Raw genomic sequence first — 17,798 nt, 5'->3', positions numbered from 1 at the left:
CCCCCTTCCACAAGAGGTTCGAACCATGGTCTCCCCGATCAACTACATCACGTCGGTCCAATTCGGCTTCGGTGCCATCGACATGCTGCCGCAGGAGTGCGAGCGCATCGGCATCCGGCGTCCCCTGGTCGTCACGGACGCTGGCGTGCGCGCGGCAGGCCTGGTCGATCGCGTGCTTGCACGCCTGGCCGACGCCAGCGCCGTCGCGGTGTTCGATCAAACGCCTTCCAACCCGAACGAAGCGGCGGTGCGCGCCGCCGTCGCGCTGTTCCTCGCACAACGCTGCGACGGCGTGATCGCGGTAGGTGGCGGCTCTTCGATCGATCTGGCCAAGGGCGTTGCCGTTTGCGGCACGCATGAAGGGCCGCTGAAGAGCTTTGCGATGATCGAAGGCGGCCTGGCAAGGATCACCGCCGCAACGGCGCCGGTCATCGCGATTCCGACCACGGCCGGCACCGGCAGCGAGGTGGGCCGCGGTGCAGTGCTGATCCTCGACGATCGTCGAAAGGTGGCCGTGATCTCGGCGCATGTGGTGCCGAAAGTGGCCATCTGCGACCCGGACCTGACGCTCGACTTGCCGGCGAGGCTCACTGCTGCCACCGGCATGGACGCGATCGCGCACTGCATCGAGACCTTCATGGCCCCGGCCTTCAACCCGCCCGCCGACGGCATTGCGCTGGACGGCCTATGGCGCGCATGGGCGCACATCGAGCGCGCGACACGCGAGCCGCACGACCGCGAAGCACGCCTGCAAATGATGTCAGCGTCGATGCAGGGCGCGATGGCGTTCCAGAAAGGCCTCGGGTGCGTTCACAGCCTCAGCCATTCGCTCGGCGGCCTCGATCCGAGCCTGCATCACGGCATGCTGAATGCCGTGTTCCTGCCCGCCGTCATCGAGTTCAACGAGGCAGCGACCACGGTCAGGAACGAAAACAAGCTCGCCCGCCTGGCTCACGCCATGGACTTGGCCGATTCGTCTTCCGTCGCCGATGCCATCACTGCGATGAACCGTCGTCTGGGTCTGCCAACGACGTTGCGCGAAATGGGCGTCAGTGAAGCCATGTTCCCACGCATTGTTGAAGGCGCGCTGCAGGACCATTCGCACATGACCAATCCGCGTCCCGCCGAAGCCAGTGACTACGCACGGATGCTCGCTTGTGCAAGGTGACGCGCGCGATCTTCATCGTTGCGCGACCTCGTGCGCCATGTCGCGCAGGCGGTGCGCCAGTTCGACACGCACGCGCCAGCGCCTCGAAGCTGTTCTGACGCCGGCTCCGATCACCAGGTAGCCGTCGGCGCTTAGGAACACCTTGTAAGGCACCAGCTGCGGATGGCCGGAACTGCATAGCAGGCTGGCCAGCGAACGCATACCTCGGCCGCCAGCGCTTCAGTTGGACAGCGTTTTCCCTGGCGAACCTGGACCTGATGCGCGACAAGTTCCAGGGTCTGCGCGGTCACATCCCGGGGCTGCTGCACCTGGAGGTTGGCGTCGACCTGAGCCATGCCGACTACGCCTGCGGTCTCGTGCTGTACAGCGAGTTCGACGGCCGGGAAGCGCTGGCCTCCTATGCCACGCACCCCGCGCACCTACGCGTGCGCGAGGAAATCGGCGACCTGCGCATCGCCAAGCACCAGGTCGACTACGCGGCGCATTGAGGCGCCTCCCTCCTTCCTTCGACACTCTCCAAAACCCATGACCATATCCCTCGACATCGTCGGCCTGTGCGGCAGCCTGCGCAGTGCCTCCATCAACCGCGCAGCGCTCAAGCTCGCCGGCGAGGTGATGCCCGCCGGCATGACACTGGACATCGCCGAGATCCGCGATATCCCCTTCTTCGACGGCGACGTGATGGCTCATGGCTACCCCAGCCGTGGCCGCGCTGCGTGAGCGCATCCGCAAGGCAGACGGCGTAGTCATCGCCACGCCCGAGTACAACTTCTCGACACCCGGCGTACTCAAGAACACGCTCGACTGGCTCAGCCGCGGCGAGGACCAGCCCTTCGCTTTCAAGCCCGTCGCGATCGTTTCTGCATCGCCCGGCCCGCTGGGCGGCGCGCGCGTGCAATACGACCTTCGCCGTGTGATGCTGTTCATGGACGCCCAGGTGATGGCGAAGCCTGAGGTCTTCATCGGCGGCGCCACAGCCAAGTTCTCGGCCGAGGGCGTGTGCACCGACGCCACCACGCGCCAGTTCGTCGGCGACCAGATGGCCGCCTTCGCGCGCTGGATTGCGGGCGTGCAGCGCATGAGGGGCTGAGCACCACGCACGCTCGCCGCCACGAATTCGTCTTCACCGACCAGCCCGCGCGCGTGCTCTCCTGTTCGGGCATTTATTGACCTAGAACACTGGTGTTCCAGGCCAATAAATCCCCAAAAAAAGATCCAGGTGGCTCGCAGCTCGCCAAGCTCCTCAATCTTCGGGTCGCCGATGCAAATGCCCGAACGAGGTCCGCCCGAGCAGGTTCGGGCGGCAGGTAACTGCAAGTAGATGCCCAAAACTGGCGCCGCGCGTCCTGTGTCGATCGCGACGGCCACGTCGTTGTGCCGCTCACGAAGGCCGCCTGTGGAAGCCGTCGCCAACGGCATCCACCAGGCTACGTTTCGGCCGAACGCCTATGGATCGCGGGGGAATCGGCGGGCGCCCCTTCCCCGAGTTGCGAATAGAGGCCGGAACCCGATCCGGGGAACGCCCACGAAGCCTGGGAAGCGAGCCCACTACACCGAGCAGGCAAAGGAGTAGCCTGTGCAAAGGAGAATACGCACCTGAAATGGCGCGACGCAACATCACCCGCAAGCGGAGCCTACGGCGAGCCGTGCAAGACAAAGGTTTGCCATCCCCGCATGTGGTCGATAAAGCGCTCGCTCAACCCGCGCTCGCGCAGGTACTCAGCCGGCACGGGTAGCTCGGGACTGTCGTAGGTAGGATTGGCCATGACCTGCAGGGGAAAGTCCCGCTGAAGAATGCCGGCCCGGGCAATCAGCACGAAGTCGCAGCCCTCATCCAGCAACTCACCGGCACGCTTGGCACTCATGATCTTGCCGGCAGTCCCCAGGCGAACTCCCTTGCGAGGCAATTCGGCGAAGAGGCTAAGCATCGTCTTGCCACGGAATGGCCCTTCCCTGACGACTTGCGCAGAGTCCCACAAAGCCAGATCGAGATAGTCGATCAACTCGCGATCAAAGATATCTGCGGTGACCTCGCGCAGTTCCTCCAGGCGCAACCCGTACCGCTCGATCGACAGTCGCCAGCCAATCTGAAAATCAGGGCCGCATTCCCGGCGGATACCTTCGATCACCTCGATGGTCAAACGCGCCCGGTTCTCGAGGCTGCCGCCGTACTTGTCCGTGCGGTCGTTCAGATGCGGCGACATGAACTCCGAGAGGATCCAACCGAATGCGCCATGTACCGCGACGCCGTCGAACCCTGCGAGCTACGCGCGTTTCGCGGCGGCGATGAAGCTGTCGCGGATCCGTTCCACCACTTCTGTCGAGATCGCTTTGATGCCCGGCAACGTGGCGCTGGACGCAGGGGCCGGGATCCCCCCCAGCAGTGGGTTGGCACGGTGGCCTGCGTGGTGCAACTGCACCGCCGAGAGGCCACCACCGTTCCGAACGGTCGTGGCCATCCGTATCAGACCTGGCAGATGGTCATCACTGTGGATGCCCAACTGCCGCGCAAACGCGATGCCACCTGCTTCCACGGTCGTGGCACAGGTCTGGATCAACGCATAGCCGCTTTGAGACAGCTGCTCCATCCAAAAGTGGTCGTACGCGGAGGCAGTGCCGTCGAGCTCGCTTTGCTGGTTGGTCAGCGGCGCCAGCATGAAGCGATTCCTCATCGCCGGGCCGTGCAGGAGAGTGAGCGGTTTGAAGAGATCAGAAACAGACACAGGTAAGCTCCAAAGGACAATTAGGAAATGCAGATCGGGGTCGGGCAACGACCTTTGACCAGCGCCACTCGAGCTCGAGCCGCAGGACTGCGACCGCGGCACGCGGCCGCGTGTGGATGGAGACGGCCTTGGCCGCTCCTGCGACACCGTCGGATCAGCCTTTGATGTCGGACTTCTCAGCCTTTGAGAGGTCCCAGCCACCGCCGAGCGCTTTGATCAGATCAACGGTTGCGCGCGCGCGCTCGCCCTCGAACTGGATACGCGACTGGCGGCTTCGCAAGCGGGTGCGCTCGGCATCGACCACGACCAGGTAGTCGACGTCGCCTTCGTCAAATCTCGCCTTGGCTGATTGCGCAACGCCAGACGATGCGTCTTCCGCTCCCCGCTGTTGGACGATTCGCTCGTCAAGGGTTCTGATCGAGACCAGGGAGTCCTCAACCTCGCGGAAGGCCTGGAGCACCGTCTTGCGGTACTCGGCGACCCTCTCCTCGTAGACGCCGCGCACGCGGGCCACTTCGGCGCTTCGCCTTCCTCCATCGAAGATTGGCATGCTCAAGGCCGTTCCGACCAGGGGACCCAGCAGGAACGTACGTTGGGACCAATTGGCCAGGTTTCCCAGGTCCGCCGACTCATAGCCCAGGGACCCCGTCAGCGAAACCGACGGAAAGAACGCCGCCTTCGCAACGCCGATGCGGGCGTTCTCCGCGGTCATGGCGCGCTCAGCGGCGGCAATGTCCGGCCTGCGCTCCAGCAACGCGGATGGCAATCCCGGCGGAAGCTGAACCGCAATGTTCTCCAGAGGCCGTACCTCGAAGGAGAACGCCGCTGGCAGCTTGCCCAGCAAGATCGCCAAGGCATGTACTGCCAGCGCATGTTGCTGTTCCAGAGCCAGTTGCTCCGAGCGGGCCGAGAACAACTCTGTCTTCGCCTGATCGACGACGTAAGGGGCCGCGGCGCCGACGTCGAGCTTTCGCTCCAGCAGCGACGTAGCGTCCCCTCTCAACTTCACGGTGTCCCGCAGAAGGCGAAGTTCGCCTTCCAACTGCCGCAGGCTGAAGTACGTCTTGGCGACGTCGGCCTGGACGAGCAGCAGCATCTGGTGCGCCAATGCCTGCTGCCGGGCCCCATCGGCACGTGCGGCGGCGACCCCCGATGAAACCCGGCCGAAGATGTCGGCTTCGTATGCAAAGGAGACCTGACCGCGCCACAGGGTTTGCGCAGTTCCCGGTGCACCATCCCCGCGCCCCGCAGCTGTGCCGCTGATGCGCTGTCGAGTGGGACCGAACCCTACCCCCACTTCAGGAAGCTGCGCCGACTCGCTTTGCGAGATCAATGCGCGGGCCTGCTTGAGCCTTGCCATCGCGATGGTCACGTCCGGATTGGCTTTGAGCGCCTCCTCTTCGAGCTGCACAAGCACGGGGTCGCCGAAGACCTCCCACCATGGAGAAGGCGCCTGCTGATCTGCGGGCTCGGCCGGTCGCCATCGACCTGGATCTTCCGACGCCTGCAACGCGAGCGGATGGCCCCCGTACTCCGCGAACTTCCCAGGAATGTCGATTCCGGGACGATTCTCGACGGGCGTGAGGGAGCAGGCGGACAGCAGGAACAGACTGGCCGCGATGGCAAGTGCGGATCTAGACATTCGAGCCGCTCGCTGGAGCGCTTGAGTTCGGTAGGTCATGCTTGAACCTCCGGCTGCTGAAGCTCAAGGTGACGCGGAACGATCGCGGGCGCCTCGTGGTGCGCTGCGGATCGAAGCAGCCTTCCTCCGCTGAGGGCCCGAACGGCCACGTAGAAAACCGGAGTGAGGAAAAGACCGAAGAGCGTCACGCCGATCATCCCGAAGAAGACGGAGATGCCCATCGCCTGGCGCATCTCCGCGCCTGCACCCGTCGACAGAACCAGTGGAATCACGCCCATGATGAATGCCAGCGAGGTCATCAGGATAGGCCGTAGCCGCAGGCGACAGGCCTCGATAACGGCCTTGAGCGTGGAATGGCCTGCCATCTCTAGCTCGCGCGCGAACTCGACGATCAGGATGGCGTTCTTCGACGCCAAGCCGACAAGCACGATGAGTCCGATCTGGGTGAAGATGTTGTTGTCCCCCTTCGTCAGCCAAACGCCGAGCAGTGCTGAGAAGATGCTCATCGGAATGATCAGGATGATGGCCAGCGGCAGCGTCAAGCTTTCGTACTGGGCCGCCAGGACAAAGAAGACCAGCAGAACGCAGAGGGGAAGAATCCAGACCGCACTGTTGCCAGCGATGATCTGCTGGTAGGTCAGGTCCGTCCACTCGAACGTCATCCCTGGTGGCAACGTTGCGGCCGCGACCCGTTGGATAGCCGCCATCGCCTGGTCTGACGAGTAGCCCGGCGCGGGACTGCCGCCGACGTCCGCGGACGTGAACCCGTTGTAGCGGGTGACCTGGTCGGGACCATAGGTCTGACTGACCTTCGCGAACGATGCGAGTGGAACCATCTGACCTGACTCGCTGCGAACGTGCAGCTGTCCGATGTCGTCCGGCTTGGAACGGAACTGACTGTCGGCCTGCATGCGCACCTGGTACACACGGCCCAGAAAGTTGAAGTCGTTGACGTAGTAAGAGCCCAGGAACGCCTGCAGTGCGCTGAACGCCGCGGGCGTATCCACGCCCAACTGCTGCGCCCTCGCACGGTCGATGTCCACCTTCAGCTGGGGAGCGTTGACCGTGTAGGTCGAGAAGAGTGGGCCGAGCTCCGGCGCTTCGGATGCCTTCTTGATGAAGGCCTGCGTCGCTTTGTAGAGCTCGTCGTACCCCAGGTCCGCCCGGTCCTCGATCTGCAGCTTGAAGCCGCCCAGGGTGCCTAGGCCATAAACCGGCGGCGGCGGAAAAATCCCGGTGAAGGCATGGCCGATGCTCTTGTACTCACGGCCCAGGTCGGCTGCGACCTGGTCGGCGCTGATGCCCATGCGATCCTTGAATGGCTTGAGCAGGACAAAAGTCAGGGCGGTGCTCGAGCTCTTCGTCACGCCATTGATTGAAAGGCCGCTGTAGCTGGAAGTGCCCAAGACAGCTGGGTGTTTGAGCGCCGCAGCATTCATCTTGTTCATGGTCTCCTCGGTCCGATCCAGCGTCGAGCCCTCGGGTAATTGCGCCAGGCTCACGAGATACTCCTTGTCCTGGGCAGGAACGAAGCCGCCCGGGACATGGCCGGTGAGCCACCAGGTTCCCCCCAACAACACTGCATACACAAGGAGCATGGCGCCCTTGTGCCTCAGCAGACGGCCCACGCCTCCTCCGTATGCTTCGGAAGTGCGATCGAAAGTACGATTGAAGCGTCCGAAGAAGCGACCGAACACCTTCTGCGTCACCCGGGTGACCGCGTCAGGAGCGTCTTCGTGTCCCTTCAACAGCAAGGCCGACAGCGCCGGCGACAGCGTCAGCGAATTCACCGCCGAAATTAGCGTGGAGATGGCGATGGTGACCGCGAACTGCTTGTAGAACTCTCCAGTCAAGCCGCTGAGGAACGCCAGTGGAAGAAAGACAGCGGAGAGCGTCAGTGCGATGGCGATGATGGGACCGCTCACCTCGCGCATGGCCTGGTAGGTCGCCTCTCGTGGGCTTAGCCCGCGTGCGATATTCCGCTCCACGTTCTCGACAACCACGATGGCGTCGTCGACCACGATGCCGATGGCCACCACGAGGCCGAAGAGCGACAGCGTGTTGATGGAGTAGCCAGCGAGCAGCAAGAAGGTGAACGTACCGACGATCGAGATGGGAACCGCAATGAGCGGAATGATGGAAGCGCGCCAGGTCTCCAGGAAGAGGAACACGACCAGCACCACGAGCGCCACGGACTCCAGAAGTGTTTCGATGACTGCCTCGATGCCGGACTGAACAGCACGGCTCGGTTCATAGACGATGCGATAGACCACGTCTTCGGGAAAGTCCTTCTCAAGCTCCTTCATGGCTTTGTGCACATCACGGGAAATCTGTAGCGAGTTCGCACCGGGAGCTTCCTGCACGGTCACCGCGACAGCGGGCGCGTTGTCCAGCGTGGCGCGGATGCCGTAGTCTTCGGCGCCGAGTTCCACACGCGCCACGTCGCCCAGGCGCGTGATCGCTCCACGGGCATCGGACTTGATGACGATGGCCTTGAATTCCTCGGGCGACTTGAGCCGGCCGTCGGCGTTGACGTTGAGTTGGAAGGCAGTGTCCGCGGACGTGGGTGAACTTCAGATCGTCCCGACAGCGGCCTGGATGTTCTGGCGTCGAATGGCGCTGGCGACATCGCTTGCACTCAGTCCCCGCTCGGCCAACGCGGCCGGGTCCAGCCAGACCCGCATGGCATAGCCGCCGGGACCCCAGATCGCCACGTCGCCGACGCCCGTGATCCGGGCCAGACGATCCTTCACGTGAAGGATGGCGTAGTTGCTGATGTAGTTGTTGTCGTAGGTCCCCTTCGGCGACACCATGTGCACGGCGATGGTGATCATTGGCAGGTTCTTGACCGCCGTCACGCCCAGGCGCTGCACATCCTCGGGCAGTCTCGCCTGGGCTTGGGACACGCGGGTCTGCACCAGCTGCTGGGCCCGGTCCGGATCGGTTCCCAGCTTGAAGGTCACGGTCAGGTACAGGTGACCCTCACCGCTGGCCTTCGAGTCCATGTAGAGCATGTCCTCAACGCCGTTGACGGACTGCTCCAACGGTGCCGCGACGGTTTCCGCGATCGTCTTGGCGTTGGCGCCCGGGTATTGAGCGTGCACCACGACCGACGGCGGAATGACCTGCGGGTATTCCGAGACCGGCATGTTGAACGACGCCACGAGGCCTGCAAGGAGAATCAGCGCCGACAGGACGCCTGCGAAGATCGGCCTGTCGATGAAGAATTTCGAGATGTTCACGACCGGCCTCCGTTGGTGGCGCCGGCGGAGGCCTCGGGGACCTCTGCAGCGACTGCGGACACCGACGCGCCGGGGGACGCGCGGAAAGCGCCGTCCACGATGACCTTGGCACCCGGGGCGAGCCCGCTGCGCACGACCCGCTGCGTTCCTTGCAGCACGCCGAGGTCGATGACCCGGCGCTCGACCTTGTTCTGCGCATTGACGACGAGAACATACTTCCGGTCCTGGTCGGTGCTTACGACGGCCTCGTCCACCAACACGGCGTCGTAGGGGGCACCGCCTTGCAGACGGATGCGCGCCCGAAGACCGGGGAGCATCTCGGGATTCACCTTGTCGATGCGCGCGCGAACCCGAACGGTTCCCGACCGGGTATCCATCTGGTTGTCGATCGCTTCGATGGACGCCGCGTAGGGAAAATCGCTGTCATTGGCAAGGCCGACCTTCACCACTGGTTGCGTGCCGGCCCTCAACGAAGGGGCGATGATCTGGAGGTAGCTCTGTTCGTCCACATTGAAGGACGCATAGAGCTTCCCGTCGGAGACGATCCGGGTGAGCGGAGTCGCTTCGCCGCCTGCTGTGACCACGTTGCCCGCGGTTACTTCCGCGCGGGAGATCCGGCCTGAAATGGGAGCGCGGACCTGGGTGTAGCTGAGCTGCAATCGGGCCTGTGCGAGCGCAGCCTGCGCTCCCTTCAGCGCTGCGGCAGCCTCGCGTGCCGCGTTGTCGAGCGCGTCAAACTCCCTGCGTGCGATCGAATTCGATTCGAGCAGCCTCTGTCCGCGGGCGCGCTCCGTGTCTGCGAGCCGTTGCCGCGCTTCAACACCTGCCAGGCTGGCCTGCGCTTGGCGCACCTCGGTGTCGAAGGGTGCCGGGTCGATGGTGAAGAGCACTTCGTCCTTGCGCACATGCTCGCCAGGCTTGAAATGGACCGCTAGCAGCGTTCCGGGCACCTTGGCCCGCACTTCGACGACCTCCACCGCCTCGAGCCGCCCCGTGTAGTCCTGCGTGTTGGACACGGGGCGCTGCAAGGCCGGGCGGTATTTGACGACAGGGAGCGCGGCAGGGGCCTCGGCATGCGCTTCGGAACCGTTTCTCCAAAGGACACTGCCAGCGACGACCACCGCTACGGCAGTCGTGACGACCGCCAAGTGGTGTTTCTTAAGGGGGTTCATACGAGTGCTCGATGAAATTGGACTGTTTGCAGTCTGCGCGCGGGGCGCCTGAACATCGAGCCCGAAACCTGGGTTACTTTATTGCCTCGTATGGAACAATGAACTCCCGCTCCTCATGGGTTGTGAAGTAAAACGAGCTACGCGGTGTCGTCCTGCTGCACCCAATTCCGCCCTAAGCAATAATCGTCTCGCAAGGAGAGAACCTGTGGACCGCCTCCAGTCGATGCAGATCTTTGCTCGGGTCGTCGAAATGCACAGTTTCACGCGAGCCGCGGACAGCCTCTTCCTGCCCAAGTCCCGGGCCACGCGGGCAGTGAAGGATCTGGAGAAGTTTCTGGGCGTGAGACTTCTGCAGCGCACCACGCGCCACATCAGCCTGACGCCGGAGGGCACGCTGTACTTTGAGCATTGCAGGCGCTTGCTCGCGGACCTAGAAGGCGTTGAGTCCAGCTTCCCCGGTCGGGCCGGGCAGCCTCGAGGGTGCCTGCGGGTGGACATGACGCTCTCGCTCGCCCGCCTGGTCGTACTGCCTTGCATCAAGGACTTCCAGGCTCGCTACCCGGAAGTAGAACTGACGTTGACGGCGTCTGACCGCACAGTCGATCTCGTGCAGGAGGGCATCGACTGCGTCATCCGAGCGGGGACGCCCGAAGACTCTGCCACGCTGGTTGCAAAGCGCATCGGCTCATTCGAATGGGTAACCTGCGCCTCGCCGGACTACCTGGCCCGGCACGGCACACCGCAAACTCTGGAGGATTTGACGAGCCACGAGGCCGTAGGCTATCTGTCCAGTCGCACGGCACGCACCCTCGATTGGAATTTCGAGACGAATGGCGAGCACCGCAGCATCAGGATGCGAGAGCGCCTGATCGTCAACGACACGGATGCGTACGTCACATGCGGCCTCGAAGGACTCGGTCTCATTCGTGCAGGGAGCTACATGGTGCGCCCTTACCTCATCAGTGGACGGCTTCGGCAGGTGCTCGTTGACCATGCATCGCCGGCTGTGCCGCTTTCCGTCCTGTACCCCCAGAACCGTCAGTTGTCACCGACCGTGCGAGCGTTCGCGGACTGGGTCGGCAATGTTGTGCGCAAGGCGCAAGCCGGATGGCGTGTCGATTTAAAGGCATCTTCGTAGTGGCAAAGCCTGAGCCCCAGACACGCCGGTGCTCTCCATTCACATGTCCTGCGGATGAACGCGCAGAGCCGTTGTTCAGTCTTCTGAACATTCACGGCATCCGGGATGCCGTGCGCGTCTGATCGTTGAAGGCTCGCTTGCGCCTTGCGGCGTCGACCCCTGTTTCTCGATTCACCCAGGACCACGGATGAACAAGTTTTTGGCAATGGAAGTGTTTGTCCAGGTCGTGGACACCGGAGGGTTCACCCGTGCGGCAGAGAACTTGAAGCTTCCCAAAGCAACGGTGTCAACCTTGATTCAGTCGTTGGAAGGTTCGCTGTCGGTCAAGCTTCTGAACCGGACTACCCGGCACGTCAGCGTCACCGCCGAAGGCGCCGCCTACTACGAGCGCTGCATGCGCATTCTTTCGGAGGTGCGCGAAGCCGAGGACTGCGTGTCTCAAACAAGGGGCAGCCCCGCGGGAAGGCTGCGTATCGACGCTCCGACCGGCCTGGCCAGCGAGGTGATCATTCCCGCGCTTCCCGACTTCCGCGAGCGGTATCCGGACATCCGGCTCGAACTGGGTTGCAGTGACCGGCAGGTGGACCTGGTCGAGGAAGGGGTGGATTGCGCGATTCGCGGAGGCCGTCGCCTGACCGATTCCAGCCTGATCGCGCGCCGCGTGGGTACGATGCACTACACCACTTGTGCCTCGCCGGCCTACCTCAAGCGCCATGGCCGGCCCATGCATCCCAACGATCTGGTGCACCACAGATGCGTCAACTATTTCTCCGCACGCTCGGGCAAGATGTTCGATTGGTATTTCAAGCAGGACGGCGAGAAGATCCAGGTCGCCTTGTCCAGTCACATCGCATTGAGCGACAGCTATGCGTACACGGCTGCAGGCTTGGCCGGGCTGGGTATCGTGCAGATGGCAGACTTCCTGATGGCACCTATGCTCAAAGACGGGCGGCTCGTATCCATCCTGGACGACTGGACCAACGAACCACTGCCGATCCACGTGGTGTATCCGCAGAACCGCCACCTTTCGGCCAAGGTGCGTGTGTTCGTCGAATGGGTAGCGCAACTGTTCTCGAACCACGCCACCATGCGCTGACGAAGGGCTGCCACCCGAGGGCGCAGGCAAGGTACTTGCGGCCACCGGGGACGAAGCCATCGGCGCTTCCTGCAGCGGCTTACTTGCCGGGCAATTGCTGATACGTTTCGACCACGCGGGCCGAATACGTGAGCGCCGCTCCAGCGTTCATCGCAATGGCCACGCCCAGTGCCTCGGAAACTTCCTCGAGCGAGGCGCCAGCCTCTACGGCCTTCTAGCCGTTCCAATCTTGCATCACGAATCTTGTTCCTGTTCTTGGGCTGTAGGTGCCGGTGCCAGCGCGGCGCCCGGCGGGGATGAAAGAAATGCCTCTGCGTCAGCTCGCGGCCGGATGGCGCGGGCAGCGGTCAGTCGCTCAAGCAAGGGCTTTGCTGCCCGTCAGCGTCTCGTAGTCGGTGTAGCCCTCAGCTCCCTGGCTGTAGTAGGTCGCCATATCGTCCTTGTTCAAAGGTGCGTCGTGGCGCAGGCGCCAGACCAGGTCGGGGTTGGCGAGGAAGGGACGTCCGAAGCTGATCGCATCGGCCAGGCCGCTGTCGAGGTCAGCCTTGGCGCGTTCCACGTCGTAGTCGCTGTTGAGTACCAAGGCTCCCTTGAAATGCCTGCGGATCTGTGGCGACAGTCGGGGGACGTCGGTCGCGCCAAACGTCCCGTCCGGGCCAGGCTCTCGCAACTCAAGGAAGGCGATACCGATAGCGTTCAGCATCTCCGCCGCGGCCGTGAACAGCGACGCCGGATTGCTGTCGTCCACGCCGTAGCTCTCGCCATTGGGGGACAGGCGGACGGCTGTGCGATCGGCGCCCACTTCGTCCGCAACGGCCTGCGTGACCCGGCCCAGCAAACGCACCCGGTTGTCGATGCTGCCGCCGTATTCATCGGTCCGGGCGTTGGTTCCGTCCCGCAGGAATTGATCGAGCAGCTGGCCATTGGCTGCGTGGATCTGAACGCCGTCGAAGCCCGCGGCCATGGCGTTGCTTGCCGCGCTGACATAGTCGGAGATCAGACTTGGGATCTCCTCGATCGCCAGTGGCCTTGCGATCTCGAAAGGCTTCTTTCCTTCGTAGGTGTGCGCATCTCCCGGCATGGCCGTGGCACTGGCCGATACAGGCTGACGGCCCGTCACGGCCGAGTGGGCCATGCGGCCCATGTGCCAAAGCTGCGCGAAGATGAGCCCGCCTTTGTCATGCACCGCCTGCGTGACGGGCATCCAGCCCTTGACCTGCTCGGAGGACCACAGTCCCGGAGCATAGGGCCAGCCAACGGCCTGGCGCGAAATGCCAGTGGCTTCTCCGATGATCAAGCCGGCCGTGGCGCGCTGCGCGTAGTGGTCGGCCATGATCGGCGTCGGCACATGGTCTCGAGTGGCGCGCGCCCGGGTTAGTGGCGCCATGAAGGCGCGATTGGACGCGTTGAGTGCGCCCAATGCGATGGGATCGAAAAGTGTCGGCATGTGAGTGAAGGTTTTCGGAAGCTGTTGGGGGCTCAGGCATTCACCAGGAGGCCTTCGGCTTCCAATGCCGCGCGCACACTGGTCCGTCGTTCCATGCGTGCCATGAATTTCTGGATGGAGGCGTAGCCGGTGATGTCGATCTTCACCCGCGGCGGCCATGACAGGACGTTGTAGAGATATGCATCGGCGACCGAGAATTGCGCGCCCAGGACGTAGTCGTTCCGGGACAGGTGTTCGTCGATGTATTCGAACTTGCTGGTCAGGTTGCCATCCGCAAACCTTTTTTTCGTTGGTTCATCGAGGAACGGCGAGAACATCACGGCCATGCCCTTGTGCAGATCGCTGGCCACGAAATTGAGCCACTCCAGCGCCGTGTAGCGCTCCCGGGTCCCGAACGGTGGGAGAAGGTTGGCGGCCGGATTCCTGTCTGCAATCCACTGCAGGATGACCGCCCCTTCGGTGAGCAGGTCGCCGTCGTCCATCTTCAGCACAGGGATGAAGCCCTTGGGCGATACCTCGAGGTAGTCGCCTTCGACTGTCGTCTTGGTTTTGAAGTCGACCTTGATCAGGTCGTAGGCCTGTCCGGCCTCGCGCAGTGCGATTTGCGAAGCAAGCCCGCAGGAGCCAGGGGAGTAATACAGTTTCATAGAGAAGGAGCCTTGATGGTTGGAAAGCGCTGCCGTGTATGGCCGTCTGCTGGACTGGGAAATTGCCTCAGTGCTTGGGTGCGCCGCGGGATGTCCATGCGGCAGCTCCAGGGGCGAAGGCATCGCCCTGGGAGACACGGTTGAATTTTTGAGGGCCCGGACCAGGGCCCGCGACGCGTGCGGATGGCAGGTCGTGCAGCCCGGGGCTGGGAGCGCTGACTATTCGCCTTGCTGCAACGACTCGAAGTCCTTGGCGTCGTGGCGTTCGCGAAGGAAGGTGCCCGGCTCTCCGGAAACGCGGTTGACGACCCTGCCGCGCGCCACTGCAGGGCGAGCTGCTATCGCCTTGCACCAGCGCAGCAGATGCGTGTATTCCTCGACGGCCAGGAACTCGTGCATGTTGTAAACGCCATAGAGGCTGCCCGGATACCACGGCCAGACCGCCATATCCGCGATCGTGTACTGATCGCCAGCGAGGAACTCGTGCGTCGCCAGATGCGTGTCCAGCACATGCAGCTGCCGTTTGGTTTCCATCGCGTATCGGTCGATCGCATACTCGATCTTTAGCGGTGCATAGGCGTAGAAGTGACCCAGGCCTCCGCCGACGAAGGGAGCCGAGCCCATCTGCCACATCAGCCAGTTGAACGTCTCCGTCCGCGCCCGACCTTCGCTCGGTAGGAATGCGCCGAATCGTTCTGCAAGATGTACAAGGATGGAACCGCTCTCGAAAACGCGCGTGACTGGATCAGTGGAGTGATCGACAAGTGCCGGAATCTTGCCGTTGGGATTGATGCCCACAAAGCCGCTCCCGAATTGATCGCCTTTGAAGATGTCGATCAGCCAGGCGTCGTATTCAGCGCCAGAATGCCCTGCCGCCAAAAGCTCCTCCAGCATGATCGTGATCTTCTGTCCGTTCGGGGTTCCTTGCGAGTACAGCTGCAGAGGATGCTTGCCGACCGGTAACGCCTTCTCGAACCTTGCGCCGGAAACCGGGCGGTTGATGCTGCCGAACGTACCGCCGTAGTTATTTTTCGGGCTCCAGACTTTGGCTGGAACATAGTCGGCAGGTTGACTTGGAAGTATGGACTTGGTCATCGGTTGCTTTGGTGAGACAGGAATTCGGAATTAGGTGGTTCGAAGTGGAGAATTCAACGGGTGAGCATCTGGTGACTTTGCATACATTGATCTTTGCGTTATTCAGTAGGGTCACAGTCACTCTTGCATTGCGTTGTCGGCATTGCCGGTTCGGCCAATCATGAGCCCAGCAATGCCGGAAGTGAGATCTCCGCTGCTTGGCAGATTGACTGGTTTCGCACCGCATGAAAAAATTCTACAGAGACGGTTAAATTGATAAACCAGTTGAAGACGAATTCACCGTTCAGGCGGCGGAACAGTGCCAACGGAGATCCAGGCTGCTTTCTTCGCGCCACTGCAAGCTGCGCCGCCATCGCGTTAAACGAATGGGGGATCCGCCTGCTCTGGGAGGCATCCCGGTACCGACGCTCAGGACAACACTCGTGGCCGGATCCGTAGGGAGGCGCCGCGCACGCCCCGGCTGTTCGCGCATTTATTGGCCTGTTTGGTCATTTAATTACCTAGAACATCTGGTGTTCTGGCTCAATAAAATCGCAAACAGCCACTCACGCCAGTCGTGGCCTGCCAGGGGCCCGGCTCAGGCACCAGGGGCCCGAGAAATCCCAAACAACGTCACCCTGAGCACGGGACGAAGGTCTCGGGGAGCCAAATCGATGCGCGGACAGCGTTATAGGCGCCCGCGTGCCTGAACACCTGCGCGGCATAACGCTGAGGAGCGGCATGCGCCCGATCCTGCCGCTCAGACTTCGATCGCGGTGGTGGAACCGGCCCGCTTGCGCAGCTCGAACTTCTGCAGCTTGCCCGTCGAGGTCTTGGGGAGTTCGCCGAACTCCACCGCACGCGGCACCTTGAAGCCGGCCAGGTACTTCTTGCAGTGGGCGACGATCTCCTCCGGCGTCACCTGCGCGCCCGCCTTGAGCTCGATGAAGGCGCAGGGCGTCTCCCCCCACTTCGGGTCGGGCTTGGCCACCACAGCAGCCGCGAGCACGTCGGGGTGGCGGTAGAGCACGTCCTCCACCTCGATGGAGGAGATGTTCTCGCCGCCGGAGATGATGATGTCCTTGCTGCGGTCCTTGATCTTGATGTAGCCGTCGGGGTGCTGCACCGCCAGGTCGCCGGTGCGGAACCAGCCGCCGGCGAACGCCTCCTGCGTGGCCTTCTCATTCTTGAGGTAGCCCTTCATCGTGATGTTGCCGCGGAACATGATCTCGCCCATGGTTTCGCCATCCCAGGGCACGGGCTTCATGGTTTGCGGGTCCAGCACCTGGGCATCGCGCTGCAGGTGGTAGCGCACGCCCTGGCGGGCGTTCAGGCGCGCGCGTTCGTCGATCTCGAGCCGGTCCCAGTCCTCGTGCTTGGCGCAGGCGGTGGCCGGGCCGTAGACCTCGGTGAGGCCGTAGACGTGGGTGAGGTCGAAGCCCAGGCGCTCCATGCCCTCGATCATCGAGGCGGGCGGCGCGGCGCCGGCGACCATGGCCTTCACCCCGCGCGGCAGGCCCCGCTTCAGTTCCTCGGGGGCGTTCACCAGCAGGCTGTGCACGATTGGTGCGCCGCAGTAGTGGGTCACGCCGTGCTCGCGGATCGCGTCCGCCATGGCCTGGGCTTCCACCTTGCGTAGGCACACGTTCACGCCGGCACGGGCGGCCACGGTCCAGGGGAAGCACCAGCCGTTGCAATGGAACATGGGCAGGGCCCAGAGGTAGACCGGGTGCTTGGGCATGTCCCACTCGAGGATGTTGGAGACAGCGTTGATCGCCGCTCCGCGGTGGTGGTAGACCACTCCCTTGGGGTTGCCGGTCGTGCCACTGGTGTAGTTGAGGGCGATCGCATCCCACTCGTCGCCCGGCAGCTGCCAGTCGAAGGTCGAGTCGCCCCCGGCCAGCAGGGCCTCGTAGGTGGTGCTGCCGATCCGGTCCTGGCGGCCCGTCCACACCTCGTCTTCCGCGTCGACGACCAGGATCGGATCCTTGCGCTGGCGCAGCGCGAGGGCCTTGCCGACCACCCCGGTGAATTCCGGATCCACGATCAGCACGCGCGCCTCCCCGTGGTCCAGCATGAAAGCCAAGGTCTGGGCGTCCAGCCGGGTGTTGAGCGAATTGAGCACCGCGCCGGCCATGGGCACGCCGAAGTGCGCCTCCACCATGGTCGGAGTGTTGGGGAGCATCACGGCGACCGTGTCGCCGCGGCCGATGCCGTGGCGGGTCAGCGCGCTGGCCAGGCGCCGGCAACGTTCGTAGGCCTCCGCCCAGGTTCGGCGCAGCGGGCCGTGAACCATGGCCAGCCGGGCCGGATAGACCTCCGCCGCGCGCTGGATGAAGGACAGCGGCGTGATCGGCGCGAAATTCGCCTCGTTGCGGGGCAGGTGCTGGTCGAACATCGAATTCATGGATTGGTTCTCTCCTTGCGCGAAGGCAGGACGCTTCCGGCT

14 protein-coding genes and 3 pseudogenes are annotated in these 17,798 nt (G+C 63.3%); 6 read left to right on the top strand and 11 right to left on the bottom strand.

The window, feature by feature from the left end:
* Positions 1-25 precede the first annotated feature (25 nt).
* A complete protein-coding gene (locus E5P3_RS11400; RefSeq protein WP_162586070.1) occupies positions 26-1,168 on the top strand; it encodes an iron-containing alcohol dehydrogenase in 1,143 nt (380 codons plus the stop codon).
* Positions 1,169-1,180: 12 nt separating this feature from the next.
* On the opposite strand, the gene E5P3_RS11395 is transcribed toward E5P3_RS11400, so the two are convergent.
* Complete coding sequence (locus E5P3_RS11395) at positions 1,181-1,369, bottom strand: hypothetical protein (RefSeq protein WP_162586069.1); 189 nt, start codon at positions 1,367-1,369, stop codon at positions 1,181-1,183.
* A 56-nt stretch (positions 1,370-1,425) separates the two neighbouring features.
* Here E5P3_RS11395 and E5P3_RS11390 point away from each other — a divergent pair, with 56 nt between their 5' ends.
* Genes E5P3_RS11390 through E5P3_RS11385 form a run of 3 tightly spaced genes read left to right on the top strand, consistent with a single transcriptional unit; the run spans position 1,426 to position 2,258 of the window.
* Entirely contained in the window at positions 1,426-1,656 is a 231-nt protein-coding gene (locus E5P3_RS11390) for a Dabb family protein (protein WP_162586068.1), read from the top strand.
* Between the two features lie 37 nt (positions 1,657-1,693).
* Complete coding sequence (locus tag E5P3_RS35790; protein ID WP_232073092.1) at positions 1,694-1,888, top strand: NADPH-dependent FMN reductase; 195 nt, start codon at positions 1,694-1,696, stop codon at positions 1,886-1,888.
* A complete protein-coding gene (locus tag E5P3_RS11385; protein ID WP_232073091.1) occupies positions 1,857-2,258 on the top strand; it encodes an NADPH-dependent FMN reductase in 402 nt (133 codons plus the stop codon). Before E5P3_RS35790 ends, E5P3_RS11385 begins: the two co-directional genes overlap by 32 nt.
* A 544-nt stretch (positions 2,259-2,802) precedes the next feature.
* On the opposite strand, the pseudogene E5P3_RS11380 reads toward E5P3_RS11385, so the two are convergent.
* The 4 genes and pseudogenes from E5P3_RS11380 to E5P3_RS11365 form a co-directional block, all read right to left on the bottom strand.
* Positions 2,803-3,891, bottom strand: a pseudogene (locus tag E5P3_RS11380) (NADH:flavin oxidoreductase).
* 154 nt (positions 3,892-4,045) lie between these two features.
* Positions 4,046-5,572, bottom strand: a complete 1,527-nt coding sequence (locus E5P3_RS11375) for an efflux transporter outer membrane subunit (RefSeq protein ID WP_162586067.1) — start codon at positions 5,570-5,572, stop codon at positions 4,046-4,048.
* A pseudogene (locus E5P3_RS11370) lies at positions 5,569-8,775 on the bottom strand (efflux RND transporter permease subunit). Before E5P3_RS11370 ends, E5P3_RS11375 begins: the two are co-directional and overlap by 4 nt.
* On the bottom strand, positions 8,772-9,947 hold the full coding sequence (locus E5P3_RS11365; protein ID WP_162586066.1) for an efflux RND transporter periplasmic adaptor subunit: 1,176 nt from the start codon (positions 9,945-9,947) through the stop codon (positions 8,772-8,774). The pseudogene E5P3_RS11370 and the gene E5P3_RS11365 overlap by 4 nt, the downstream one beginning before the upstream one ends.
* 205 nt (positions 9,948-10,152) lie before the next feature.
* Here E5P3_RS11365 and E5P3_RS11360 point away from each other — a divergent pair, with 205 nt between their 5' ends.
* Positions 10,153-11,085: a LysR family transcriptional regulator gene (locus tag E5P3_RS11360; RefSeq protein WP_162586065.1), complete on the top strand. Its 933-nt coding sequence runs from the start codon at positions 10,153-10,155 to the stop codon at positions 11,083-11,085.
* Positions 11,086-11,272: 187 nt separating this feature from the next.
* Positions 11,273-12,181, top strand: coding sequence for a LysR family transcriptional regulator (locus E5P3_RS11355; protein ID WP_162586064.1), 909 nt, complete (start codon positions 11,273-11,275; stop codon positions 12,179-12,181).
* Between the two features lie 79 nt (positions 12,182-12,260).
* Here the strand turns inward: E5P3_RS11355 and E5P3_RS35785 are convergent.
* From E5P3_RS35785 to E5P3_RS11330, 6 genes and pseudogenes are all read right to left on the bottom strand, one after another.
* Positions 12,261-12,395: pseudogene (locus E5P3_RS35785) on the bottom strand (carboxymuconolactone decarboxylase family protein); the annotation flags it as partial.
* 141 nt (positions 12,396-12,536) lie between these two features.
* On the bottom strand, positions 12,537-13,628 hold the full coding sequence (locus tag E5P3_RS11350; RefSeq protein WP_162586063.1) for an alkene reductase: 1,092 nt from the start codon (positions 13,626-13,628) through the stop codon (positions 12,537-12,539).
* Positions 13,629-13,660: 32 nt separating this feature from the next.
* The gene (gene gstA / locus E5P3_RS11345) at positions 13,661-14,275 is read right to left on the bottom strand and encodes a glutathione transferase GstA (RefSeq protein ID WP_162586062.1); all 615 of its coding nucleotides are present in this window, start codon (positions 14,273-14,275) and stop codon (positions 13,661-13,663) included.
* Between the two features lie 219 nt (positions 14,276-14,494).
* Entirely contained in the window at positions 14,495-15,370 is an 876-nt protein-coding gene (gene yghU, locus E5P3_RS11340; RefSeq protein WP_162586061.1) for a glutathione-dependent disulfide-bond oxidoreductase, read from the bottom strand.
* A 158-nt stretch (positions 15,371-15,528) separates the two neighbouring features.
* The gene (locus tag E5P3_RS11335) at positions 15,529-15,675 is read right to left on the bottom strand and encodes a hypothetical protein (RefSeq protein ID WP_162586060.1); all 147 of its coding nucleotides are present in this window, start codon (positions 15,673-15,675) and stop codon (positions 15,529-15,531) included.
* Positions 15,676-16,109: 434 nt separating this feature from the next.
* On the bottom strand, positions 16,110-17,756 hold the full coding sequence (locus E5P3_RS11330; RefSeq protein WP_162586059.1) for an acyl-CoA synthetase: 1,647 nt from the start codon (positions 17,754-17,756) through the stop codon (positions 16,110-16,112).
* Positions 17,757-17,798 lie beyond the last annotated feature (42 nt).

The organism is Variovorax sp. RA8, from assembly GCF_901827175.1.
In the GTDB taxonomy this organism is placed as follows: domain Bacteria; phylum Pseudomonadota; class Gammaproteobacteria; order Burkholderiales; family Burkholderiaceae_C; genus Variovorax.
Note: the sequence above shows the minus strand (reverse complement) of the source record. Positions and strands in the feature narration are given on the sequence as shown.